Source organism: Pseudomonas sp. MDV22-iso1, assembly GCF_058145095.1.
The window spans coordinates 109,296-121,477 of record NZ_JBYVMF010000005.1 but is presented as its reverse complement, the minus strand read 5'-3'; the positions used below and the strand labels follow the sequence as shown (position 1 = coordinate 121,477).

Genomic DNA, 12,182 nt, shown 5'->3' with positions numbered 1-12,182 from the left:
CACACCTTTTTTGCTAGAATCCGCAACGCGCCGCTAACCCGGCGCGTTTTTTTTCGCATCCGGTTCACCCTTTACGAGGGTAGCCACCTGGAGAAACACCCATGACACAACAGATTGTCGTGGCGGCACTGTATAAGTTCGTCACGCTCGAAGATTACGTCGCCCTGCGCGAGCCCTTGCTGCAGGCGATGGTCGACAACGGCATCAAAGGCACGTTGCTGATCGCCGAAGAAGGCATCAATGGCACCGTCTCCGGTAGCCGCGAAGGCATCGACGGGCTGATGGCCTGGCTCAAGAACGACCCGCGCATGGACGATATCGATCACAAGGAATCGTACTGCGACGATCAGCCGTTCTATCGCACCAAGGTCAAACTCAAGAAAGAAATCGTCACCCTCGGCGTCGAAGGCGTGGACCCGAACAAAAAGGTTGGCACCTACGTCGATCCAGAGAACTGGAACGCCCTGATCAGCGACCCTGAGGTGCTGCTGATCGACACGCGCAACGACTACGAAGTCGCGATTGGCACCTTTGAAGGCGCCATCGATCCGAAGACCACCAGTTTTCGCGAGTTCCCCGACTACATCAAAGAGCACTTCGACCCGGCGGTACACAAGAAGGTCGCGATGTTCTGCACCGGTGGCATTCGCTGCGAAAAAGCCTCGAGCTACATGCTTAGCCAGGGTTTCGATGAGGTCTACCACCTCAAGGGTGGCATCTTGAAGTACCTCGAAGAGGTGCCGCAGGAAGAAACCAAATGGCAGGGTGACTGCTTTGTATTCGACAACCGCGTCACCGTGCGCCACGACCTCAGTGAAGGCGACTACGATCAATGTCATGCCTGCCGCACGCCGATCAGCGTGGAAGACCGCGCATCCGAGCATTACGTCGCCGGCATCAGCTGCCCGCATTGCTGGGATAAGCTGAGCGAGAAGACCCGTCGAAGTGCCATCGACCGGCAAAAGCAGATCGAACTGGCCAAGGCGCGCAACATGCCTCATCCGATCGGCTACAACTACAAGCAAACACCTTCCGAGGCTTGAACCCATGTCTGCGTGCCGCTTGCTCTATGTGATGGATCCGATGTGTTCCTGGTGCTGGGGCTTCGCGCCGGTGGCCGAATCACTGGTAGAACAGGCGCAAGCAGCGGGGGTTGAAGTGCATCTGGTGGTGGGCGGATTGCGTACCGGTAGCGGATCGGCCCTGGAACCGACTACGCGGCGCTACATCCTTGAACATTGGCAGGCGGTCACCGAGGCCACCGGCCAGCCTTTCAAGGTTGAAGGCGCGTTGCCCGAAGGGTTTGTCTACGACACCGAACCTGCCTGCCGGGCGCTGGTCACGGCGCGTAGCCTGGCACCGGATTGTGCGTGGAAACTGCTGGGGTTGATTCAGCACGCGTTCTACGCCGAGGGCCGCGACGTCACCCACGCCAGTGTCCTGGTGGAGCTGGCGGAGCAGGCGGGTGTACCGCGTATCGAATTCGCCGCAGCCTTTGACCGGGCCGATCAGCACGCCGCCACGGCGGCCGATTTCACCTGGGTTCAGGACCTGGGGATTGCCGGCTTTCCTACGCTGTTGGCCGAGCGTGATGGTCAACTGGCTTTGTTGACGAATGGTTATCAACCCTTGAGTGAATTGTCGCCGCTGCTCAGTCGCTGGCTGGAGCGCGCCGCCTGTGCATGACTTGCCCGATGACGCGCCAGCGCCCAAGCGTGTCGATCGGCTGAGCTGGGCCGAAATCCGCCGACTGGCCCTGCAACATAAAAAATCGCTGTGGATCGCTAACGGCGTAGCCGTATTGGCGACGCTGTGCAGCGTACCTATTCCATTGCTTCTGCCATTACTGGTGGATGAAGTACTGCTGGGGCATGGCGACACGGCACTGAAGATCATGAACCATGCACTGCCCGAAGGCTGGCAGAAAGCCGCCGGTTATATCGGTCTGATGCTGGCGGTGACCTTGACCCTGCGTTGTGGTGCATTGCTGTTCAACGTCGTACAGGCCAAATTGTTCGCTGCGCTGGCCAAGGACATCGTGTACCGCATTCGCTTACGGTTGATCGAACGGCTCAAGCGCATTTCCCTCGGCGAATACGAAAGCCTGGGCAGTGGCACGGTCACCACGCACCTGGTCACTGATCTCGATACCCTCGACAAATTTGTCGGTGAAACCCTCAGTCGTTTTCTGGTGGCCATGCTGACGCTGGTGGGCACCGCCAGCATTCTGGTGTGGATGCACTGGAAGCTCGCGCTGCTGATCATGCTGTTCAACCCGTTGGTGATCTATGCCACGGTGCTGCTGGGCAAGCGGGTCAAACACCTGAAGAAACTCGAGAATGACAGCACGTCGCGCTTTACCCAGGCACTGACCGAAACCCTCGATTCAATTCAGGAAGTGCGCGCCGGCAACCGCCAGGGCTTTTTCCTCGGACGCCTTGGCCAGCGAGCCCGGGAAGTGCGCGATTACGCGATCACCTCCCAGTGGAAAACCGATGCCTCCAACCGGGCCAGCGGCTTGCTGTTCCAGTTCGGTATCGATATTTTTCGCGCCGCCGCCATGCTCACGGTGCTGTTTTCCGACCTGTCCATCGGCCAGATGCTCGCGGTCTTCAGTTACCTGTGGTTCATGATCGGTCCGGTCGAACAGTTGTTGAACCTGCAATATGCCTACTACGCTGCCGGCGGCGCCTTGTCGCGGATCAACGAGTTGCTGGCCCGGGCTGACGAGCCGCAATACGCAGGCGGTGTCGACCCGTTCCAGGGTCGCGACACGGTCGGCATCGAAGTTCAGGGGTTGAGCTTCAGCTATGGCGATGAACTGGTGCTGAACCAAATGAACCTGTCCATCGCGCCGGGTGAAAAAGTCGCAATTGTGGGCGCCAGCGGAGGCGGCAAAAGTACGTTGGTGCAGTTGCTGCTGGGGTTGTACACGCCGCTGGCCGGGACGATTCGCTTCGGCGGTTCGACACAGCAGGAGATCGGCCTGGAAACGGTTCGGGAAAACGTCGCCGTGGTCCTGCAGCACCCCGCGCTGTTCAACGACACCATACGCGCCAACCTGACCATGGGGCGCGAACGCAGTGACGAGGCCTGTTGGCAAGCGCTGGAAATTGCACAGCTGCATGCCACGGTTCGTGAGTTGCCCAATGGTCTGGACAGCATCGTCGGGCGTTCTGGTGTGCGGTTGTCGGGTGGGCAACGCCAACGCCTGGCCATTGCCCGGATGGTGCTGGCGGACCCTAAAGTAGTCATTCTTGACGAAGCAACCTCTGCCCTTGACGCCGCGACTGAATACAACCTGCATCAGGCGCTGACGCGTTTCCTGAGTCAGCGCACTACCTTGATCATTGCGCACCGGTTGTCTGCGGTGAAGCAGGCCGACCGGGTGCTGGTGTTCGATGGCGGGCAGATTGCCGAAGATGGCGACCATCAGCAACTGATTGCCGATGGTGGTTTATACGCCAAGCTATATGGGCATTTGCAGCAAATGTAGGTCAGTTCCAGAGCACTTGCAGTGCGTCAGTTCCTCCATCATGTCCGAACTGTTTCATGACCACTGAGCACGACTCGCAAGGGCGCATGGTCGTCGCAATATCAACGGAGTGAATGTCTGCAGAGTCGGGATACTTTTCACGAATAATGCCGATCAACTTGCTTTCGCTGTCGAGTGACGTCGGCCGTGTCACCTGCCTTGGCGTATAGGTGCCGATGTCTTTAATAGTGAGCGGAACGGCCAATATCTTACCCTCGGGCGTCACGTTGAGGCCCGTTTTAGGGTAAATCTGATCGAAGTCGACGTTGATGTATGTCGTTTTGCCAATCCGTACGTGACTGGCGCCCAGATGCCGGAACAACGGTAAACGAGTGGTGCTGCCCTGAGCTCCGGAAACGCTGACGTAGATTTCTCTATGCCCCGTAGTCGTCGTCACTTCGGCGAACGCAATGTTTCTGGCATTGGCCGGGCGCTCACTTGCGGGCAGCAGTCTTTGCAGCTTGTCCATTGAATCTTGTATTTGCAATGCAGTGTTGGGCGAGGAGGGCTTGATGGTGGGTGACAGAAACAGCGTATCGAATATTTCTACTGTTTTTCGCCGAAAAACTTCGGATGCTTCTTTGCTGCGAGTCCAGCTAGTCGCACCTACTGGTAGTTGGGTAACAATCATTCGGGTCGAATGATCGAACATCAAGGCCTCTCCCGGACTGGTATCCACCTTCAGCCATCGCATGTTGCCAGCAGGGTTAGACGTTGTGCCGAGCGGGATCGCGATAGCTTCCATGGTTCTCATGGCGCGCTCGACGGCCTCTATTCCGTGGATACGGGTCGTGTTGTTCGCATGCAGCGAGCCAGTGTAGACCCGTAATAGTTCGTTTCCGAGTGTACCTTGGGCCATTTGGGCTGACGTCAGCCGATTGAAGACCAAGGGTCCACTCAGACTGCCGCCTTTGGGCAGCGTCGCGAGATAGTACTTGTCGGTGTTAACCCGGGTAAAAATATGAACGGCCGTTTCATCAAAGGAGGGAATCATGATAGCTCCGACCCGCTGTGTATCGGTGGCGTCCTGATAGGTACCGGGAATGTTAATGCGAGCGTAAATACCTTTTCGAAACTCTATGGTCGCGGTGAAGTTCCTGCGCGGTACCAGAGTGTGTTCGGCAAAACCCATATTTCTGAGATCACCATGAAAGCGGCGAGGTTTATTGTTGATCACCTCGTAAAGCCCGCCGTCGCGTGTGATGTATTTCTTGTTTTGCCAGATTTCCTCTACCGAGTGAATGTCGCCAAACCAAGGTGCGTAACCCTTGGTTTCGTCGACCGAACCCATTGCGGGGGTCGGAGCGGCAGTTGCGCCGACGAAACTGTTGAGGCAGACGGTTTCCGGTATCACTCCACGGATACGGCAAGGGACAAGTTTCAGGGCTTCGCTGTCATCGATCAGGTTGGCGCGGCGCAAGATGCCGTCGTCCAGTCGATAGGCGACGTCATCGAGATACACCGTTGTTCGACCATCCACTTCAGGCATGTCACGGACGCGTATTTTTTCCGGGATGGAGAACAAGGCATCGTCGCTGTTTTTTCCAACGGCTGGATACAAAGAAGGCCCAATGGACAGTCCATTCTCAGAGATTTTTAGTACAGGCCCGCAAGGTTTGGCGGAAAAAGGATCGATTAGATGGTGGATCGGTTTGGTGGTCGAACCGATATTGCGTACCGGAACGTCTTCGAGCCCCCGCCAGGTAGCCAGTCGGTCAGTAGGAGAGGAAGGAATCCAGCTACCAGGATGAGTGACTTGAGGTAAGCCGCTGATAATGCCGTAGTTGTTTAATCTTGGAACTATGTTCTTTATGCCATTTAACGATGTTCTCACCAGAATCCTGACCCCCGCATATAGGCCCCTTATAAGCCCACCTGAGAGCCGTAGTGCTAACGTCGGGAGGCCATAGAAGGGAATCATGTTCTGTATTGATGAAATAAGCAGCTTTTGGGAAAGTTTGCCAAATTGCGGAAGGGCCGTCCGGATACCGGATCGGACCGTTGTTGAGATCAGCTTCACCGAACCCGATACAAACTTGCCAAGTGGTAGGGCAAATGAGAGCACATCGAAAATCAAGCCAAAAATTGCCGACACTCTCTTTTCCGGGCTATCCGAAAGCAGATCGCTGATACTTCCCCAAAATGGAATAAACCCTTTGATTTTATCTGTCCAGTGTGGGCGTGCGGCTTTTTGTTCTATCTCTGTGTCGCCTCTGGCCTGGGCGGTTAACAATTCTTCATCGTAATAGAAAAAATTGTTGGCAATGTACTGGGCAATGCCCGCGGCCCGAGAATATGTTTGCGGTGCGAGCGATGAGTATTCACTGTTTAAACGATGCAGAGGCGCTGGGAAGGTCTCGCCGAACTGATCAATGATGGCTTCGCACGTTGCATTATCTTTCGGGATACTGCCTTGTTCATGCGCTTGAAAATCAAAAGGGACTTCTTTTCCGACGCGCATGATGAAGTCCGGATCCCGGGTGGAGTGGTTCTTGCCAAGTCCCCGTGCGCGATCCGCGGGACAGTCCTGACCATTAAACATGTCAGATGAAACGTCAGCACGTTTTCGAATAGTTCCTGCGCGAGGTAAACATTCGTAGTAAAAAGTATTTGCATTGCAGGTGATCTGCAATAAAAAACCCATGCGAAGGCGAAGCGGTAGCGTTATTGCAGGTGTCTCTTGTCTCAGTTCAACCCCATCGGTCGATTTCCTCAACGTATAGATCTTCACTTCACCTTGCTCGATGGCCTGCCGGTCGTCGTAGGGAAGTGACGCGAACAGGTTTTTCAATACTGTTTCATAGGCGGTTTTGGTTTTTTTCAGGTAACTATCGAACTCCAGTCGGAACAATTCGTTCGTGTCGGGCAAGGGCTTTCGCGTCGTAGCACCATCAAGCCAGGTTGCCGTGGTGGTTATCGTTCTATCAGCATTGATGCAGAGGGTGTAGCTGGTTTTGCGAATGCCATCCTTCATCGTGATGTGCCAGGATTTCTTTTGGGTCAGCCTGTGCGACATGTAGACATCCCGAAAAGAATAGATCTTGTCTGCTAGCGGTGGTCCCTTTATTAATCCACCTGTCCTGACGTGCGAGAAATCCTCAATCAATTTTCGCCCATCCCCCATGAAGGGTGTCGGGTTTCCATACACGGTTCTCCACTCCCCATTGATCCGCACTTGACTCCCCTTGAAATACTTTTCCATTTCCCGTTCAGCGATAGCTGATCGTTGCGGAGGATCGGCGTCCAGTTGAAGGATTGCGTTACTCAATGCATCTGCTTGCTCGTCGAGCGCGTTTATGGCGCGATCTACTTCCTCTTGTGAGTAGTCCGAATCGGCACTCGCAGGAATGATGCCATTGGTAATGGCCCACTCAAGGGTTGGGGGTATTCTGCTTAGCCCGATAAGCTCCAGTTGTTTTTGAGTCGCTTGCATAGCCAGCTTGATTGGAAAGTCCACCAGTTGTTGGAAAGTCATCCGCTGGGGCAATCCGGGTTCTATTGCATCGGCGAGCGAGACACCGTGGGCAAAGTTCACCCAAACCATTGAGCTTCTGTACGGAAGGCCAGAAGGAATGTTGCAAATTTGAAAGTCGCTCGGAAATTGGGGTTGGTACAAACGAGCCAGCAGGATGGCTTCAGTTGGTGACGAGGCTCGATTTGTATCGACCAGGTGCTGCTCAAACGCGGCCCAAATGTTCTGATAGCTCTTCCCCCAATTTGACTGCTGGTACCAGGCATATCCACCGATATCATTGGGCATGCTGCTTTTGGCTGCATCTGCCTGTAGAAGAATGGCCTTACTGATGAGCTTGATACTAACCGCTGGAGAGGCATTTTCATCAGGTTGCCCGCCGTACCAGTTCAAGCCTTTAAGTAGTGCGTTTCCCAGTCTTTGCGCTTCGGGGGAACGCAGGATTTTTTCGAGGACGATCATAGGCGTTAACGAAAACTGATCGGTTTGCAACGGTGTAGAAGTATTATTCGCGAGGTAAGAGAGAAGAGAGGTTTCTGTTTGTGGCAAGAATCGGTTTACGATATCAACCATGTCGCGAGTTGTAAGTTGGGCAACAATATCTTTCAAAGTTGTGGAGTCGTTGGGGCGGGTGCTCTTGATCTTTTTTAGTGCACTCCTATCGCTTCTAGTGGGTGAGCGGTATAAGGCAACAATGTCGATGCCGCCGTCCAGTTGAAGGGAGTGGCGTGCGCGTTTCTCTTTTATCGTCTTAATGGCCGTGCGGTGTTGGCTGAGGATGTCCGGATCCCAGGGAGCAATGCCATAATAATTAATCATATCGAGAAGCTGGATCTTGCTATCCGTGCGGGCTTCACCGTCCACGCTTATCGTAGAGTTAATAGTGAGCGGGGAGTGAGCATGAGGCGGTAGGAAAGTGCTGGATAAATCGGTTGATGAAATGCCGGGTCTGTTCAGATGGCTGATCATCGCGTCATAGTCCGATAGTATGCCTTCATGCTCCATTGCAACAGAACCAAGTGCGACTTGGTCATTGCGTGAAACGTCAAGTGTCGATGTCGGTGAGTTCATGTTGATGTCTGTCTCATGGTGTGAGTTCTGGTTGTTTATCGGTAAGTCTGGAGACTTGGAGAGATAAATTATTTTGCTGATGGCGAGGTTGGAGAGTGCAATAAATATTGCTTTGAGTGAGTTGGGGTTAATGCGATGGAAATTCTTAGTGTGTGGCTGTCAGGCATTGCTGAACTTTCTTTTACAGGTTGTGCAATGCTTTTTTGTGCACATAACTACGCCGTGCGTGAGGGGCGCAGAAAAAAACCGGAAATTTTTACGCTGACTTGCCGGAAGAGTGAACGCACCCTAGTCTAGCTGTAGCGATCACGTTGGATGATGATCTGGCAGTGCTAATGCAAGGGACCTCATGAATCAAACGCGGACTCTCGGAACGCCACGGTTGTTGGGCATCGTATGGCCTTTTATTGCCGTCGTATTATTTCAAGCGTTGCTGGGAGGCGTGAGTCTGTACGTTCTTTCCGCTGTGCGGGGATACGTGGCGGGTGAAAGCCTGTGGTCCAAGGGCCAGAAGGACGCCATCTATTACCTCAACCTCTACGCCGACAGTCGCGACGAAACGATTTTTCTCAAGTACCAGAACGCAATTGCCGTACCCCAAGGCGGCCATGAGTTGCGTGTTGCGCTGGATGCCAGACCACCGAAACTGGAAGAGGCGAGAAGGGCCATCCTCAAAGGTGGAAATCACCCCGACGACGTTTCAAGCGTGATCTGGCTGTACCTCAATTTCCGCCATTTCAGTTACCTGGAGAAGGCTATCGACCTGTGGACCGTCGGCGATTCCTACCTGGTGCAACTCGATAATGTCGCCCGGGAAATGCACCAGTACATTAAGGAAAATCGAGCGACCAGCGACGACGTTACTCGCTGGAAAGAGCGGATCTTTGCCATCAACGATGGCGTGACACCGGCGGCCAGAGCGTTCAGTGATGCATTGGGTGAGGGATCGAGGGTCATCCTGCGGCTATTGTTGGTCATTAACCTGGCGACCGCGCTCGGCCTTATAGCACTGGCATTGATGCGTACCCATAAACTTCTCAAGCAGCGCCACGCGTTCGCCGATGCGCTTCAGCTGGAGAAGGAGCGGGCGCAAATCACCCTGCAATCGATTGGCGATGGGGTGATCACCACTAACGTCGACGGCGAAATTGCCTTTATGAACCCGGCTGCCGAGGCTTTGACCCACTGGAAGGCTGAGCAGGCAGCGGGTGTGCCGTTGGCAGCCCTGTTCAATTTGCTGGACGAAAATGCCCAGGCTGACGGTTTTACCCTCATCGAGCATATTTTAAGTGGCCAGTTGGGTGGTGGCAGCGAGCATTCCAAGCTGATCCAGCGCCTGGATGGCAGCACCGTTTCAGTGACCCTGGTCGGGGCGCCGATTCGTAACGCCGGCAAGGTCAGTGGCGCGGTCCTGGTGTTGCACGACATGACTCAGGAGCGGCAGTACATTGCCAACCTGTCATGGCAGGCGACCCACGATGCCTTGACCGGCCTGGCCAACCGCCGTGAATTCGAGTTCCGCCTGGATCAGGCTTTGCACAATCTGACGCGGCAGTCGGGTCGTCATGCGCTGATGTTTCTCGATCTGGACCAGTTCAAGCTGGTCAATGACACGTGCGGTCATGCGGCGGGTGACGAACTGTTGCGGCACATCTGCGCCTTGTTGCAATCAGGTTTGCGTGAAGGCGACACCTTGGCCAGGCTCGGCGGTGACGAATTTGGCATCCTCCTGGAAAACTGCTCGCCCGATGCGGCGGAAAAGATTGCCGACAGTCTGCGCCAGACCGTGCAGAACCTGCACTTTGTCTGGAAGGGCCGGCCGTTTGTCACCACTGTGAGCATCGGCCTGGTGCATATCGCGCAAAACCCGACCTCCCTCGAAGTCTCCCTGCGCGCCGCTGATATGGCCTGCTACATGGCCAAGGAAAAGGGCCGTAACCGGGTTCAGGTCTATCACGCCGACGATTCGGAACTGTCCCTGCGCTTTGGAGAGATGGCCTGGGTTCAGCGTCTGCACATGGCACTCGAAGATAACCGTTTTTGTTTATATGCCCAGCAAATCGCGCCGCTGGGGCATATCGAACAGGGTGGCGGACATATTGAAATCCTGTTGCGTCTGCACGATGAAGCAGGTCGCATGATTCTTCCGGACAGTTTCATTCCGGCAGCAGAACGATACGGTCTTATGACTGCGTTAGATCGCTGGGTAGTGGAGAACGTTTTTAAGATCATTGCTCAGTGCATATCGGAGAAACACAAAGGTCCGTTGGCGATGTGTGCGATTAATCTGTCAGGCATTACTATAGGAGATGACGCATTCCTGGACTTCCTGCGTCAACAGTTTGTTGTTTACGACATACCACCTGAAATGATTTGTTTTGAAATTACTGAAACCAGTGCGATATCAAATTTAGGCAGTGCAATCAGATTTATTAATGAACTCAAAGGCTTAGGTTGTCATTTTTCATTAGATGACTTTTGTGCCGGTATGTCCTCGTTCGCCTACTTGAAACATTTACCTGTAGACTTCCTGAAGATCGACGGGAGTTTCGTTAAGGATATGCTGGACGACCCGATTAACCTCGCCATGGTCGAAGTGATTAATCACATTGGTCATGTAATGGGTAAGCGCACGATTGCCGAGTTTGTAGAAACACCCCAGATCGAGCAGGCACTGCTGGAGATTGGGGTCGATTACGCTCAAGGGTATGTCATAGAACGCCCGCATCTGTTTACTTGCGAAAGTTTACAAAGTCGTCCTGCGAGGCCTCAGCCTTTGTTGTTCAAGGCGCCAGGCACGTTCCGCTGAAACTCTTGCTGATCCTTAATCACAATCAAAAGGAGCTCGACAGTGATCGACACATTTATTCGAACCGGCCCACTCATGGAAGCTGCAAGTTATCCTGACTGGGCCCAACGCCTGATCCATGATTGCAGCGAGAGCAAACGCAGGGTCGTCGAACATGAGCTGTATCAACGGCTGCGCGATAACAAGCTCAGTGCAAAGACCATGCGCCATTACCTTATTGGTGGCTGGCCGGTGGTTGAACAGTTTGCGTTGTATATGGCGCAGAACTTGACCAAGACCCGTTTCGCCCGTCATCCCGGAGAAGACATGGCGCGTCGCTGGTTGATGCGCAATATTCGCGTTGAACTCAATCACGCCGACTATTGGGTGCACTGGAGTCGGGCTCATGGTGTCAGCCTGGAAGATCTGCAAGCGCAGCCTGTTGCGCCAGAACTTCACGCCCTCAGCCATTGGTGCTGGCACACCAGTTCGTCGGACTCGCTGATCGTCGCCATTGCCGCGACCAACTACGCCATTGAGGGCGCAACGGGGGAGTGGTCCGCGGTGGTTTGCTCCAATGGCATCTACGCAGCATCGTTCCCCGAGGAAGATCGCAAGCGGGCAATGAAGTGGCTGAAGATGCACGCGCAATATGATGATGCGCATCCCTGGGAAGCGCTGGAAATCATCTGCACATTAGCGGGGATGAATCCGAGCAAAGCGTTGCAGGTAGAGTTGCGCCAGGCCGTTTGTAAAAGTTACGACTACATGTACCTCTTCCTGGAGCGTTGCATGCAGTTGGAACACGCTGAAAAGGCTCAAGTCCCGCGTGAGCGCATGGCTTTCGCTGAAAGCTGAGTCGTTATTACGCAGCAATGAAAAAGCCCGCACCTCCTGTTCAGGGAGGGCGGGCTTTTTTGGTTCCGGCAGCGAATTCAGGCGCTGATCTTGAGGCCAACGAGGCCGGCAATGATCAGTGCGACACTGGCGAGTCTGAATAGCGCCATGGACTCACCAAACAGAATGATCCCGGCGATGACGGTTCCGACCGCACCCACGCCTGTCCAGATGGCGTAGGCGGTGCCCAGCGGCAATTCCTTCATGGCCAGGCCCAGCAGGCCCAGGCTGATGGCCATCGCGGTAATGGTTAGAGCGGTGGGGAGAGGGCGACTGAAGCCATCGGTGTATTTCAGGCCAACAGCCCAGCCGACTTCGAACAGACCGGCGAAAAACAGAATGATCCAGGACATTGAAGACCTCCATCGATTGACGGGGTCGTCCCCAGATTAATGACTCGATCGAGCCGCGAGGTCGTC

7 protein-coding genes are annotated in these 12,182 nt (G+C 54.4%); 5 read left to right on the top strand and 2 right to left on the bottom strand.

The window, feature by feature from the left end:
• The first annotated feature begins 101 nt into the window (after positions 1-101).
• Genes trhO through AC3ZVB_RS08395 form a run of 3 tightly spaced genes read left to right on the top strand, consistent with a single transcriptional unit; the run spans position 102 to position 3,496 of the window.
• Positions 102-1,043 carry an oxygen-dependent tRNA uridine(34) hydroxylase TrhO gene (gene trhO / locus AC3ZVB_RS08405; protein WP_162436371.1) on the top strand — a complete coding sequence of 314 codons (942 nt, stop codon included), beginning with the start codon at positions 102-104 and terminating at the stop codon, positions 1,041-1,043.
• 4 nt (positions 1,044-1,047) lie between these two features.
• The gene (locus AC3ZVB_RS08400) at positions 1,048-1,686 is read left to right on the top strand and encodes a DsbA family protein (RefSeq protein ID WP_162436370.1); all 639 of its coding nucleotides are present in this window, start codon (positions 1,048-1,050) and stop codon (positions 1,684-1,686) included.
• Positions 1,679-3,496 (top strand): ABC transporter ATP-binding protein, encoded by a 1,818-nt coding sequence (locus AC3ZVB_RS08395; RefSeq protein WP_194692980.1) that lies wholly within the window; start codon positions 1,679-1,681, stop codon positions 3,494-3,496. Before AC3ZVB_RS08400 ends, AC3ZVB_RS08395 begins: the two co-directional genes overlap by 8 nt.
• A 1-nt stretch (position 3,497) precedes the next feature.
• Here the strand turns inward: AC3ZVB_RS08395 and AC3ZVB_RS08390 are convergent, their stop codons facing one another.
• A complete protein-coding gene (locus AC3ZVB_RS08390) occupies positions 3,498-8,078 on the bottom strand; it encodes a hypothetical protein (RefSeq protein WP_490146286.1) in 4,581 nt (1,526 codons plus the stop codon).
• Between the two features lie 349 nt (positions 8,079-8,427).
• On the opposite strand from AC3ZVB_RS08390, the gene AC3ZVB_RS08385 reads away from it, so the two are divergent.
• Together AC3ZVB_RS08385 and AC3ZVB_RS08380 are read left to right on the top strand one after the other, a co-directional pair.
• Positions 8,428-10,887: an EAL domain-containing protein gene (locus tag AC3ZVB_RS08385; RefSeq protein WP_490146285.1), complete on the top strand. Its 2,460-nt coding sequence runs from the start codon at positions 8,428-8,430 to the stop codon at positions 10,885-10,887.
• A gap of 75 nt (positions 10,888-10,962) precedes the next feature.
• Positions 10,963-11,724 (top strand): iron-containing redox enzyme family protein, encoded by a 762-nt coding sequence (locus AC3ZVB_RS08380; protein ID WP_208525847.1) that lies wholly within the window; start codon positions 10,963-10,965, stop codon positions 11,722-11,724.
• A 77-nt stretch (positions 11,725-11,801) separates the two neighbouring features.
• Here the strand turns inward: AC3ZVB_RS08380 and sugE are convergent, their stop codons facing one another.
• Positions 11,802-12,116 carry a quaternary ammonium compound efflux SMR transporter SugE gene (gene sugE, locus AC3ZVB_RS08375; protein WP_162436365.1) on the bottom strand — a complete coding sequence of 105 codons (315 nt, stop codon included), beginning with the start codon at positions 12,114-12,116 and terminating at the stop codon, positions 11,802-11,804.
• Between the last annotated feature and the right edge of the window lie 66 nt (positions 12,117-12,182).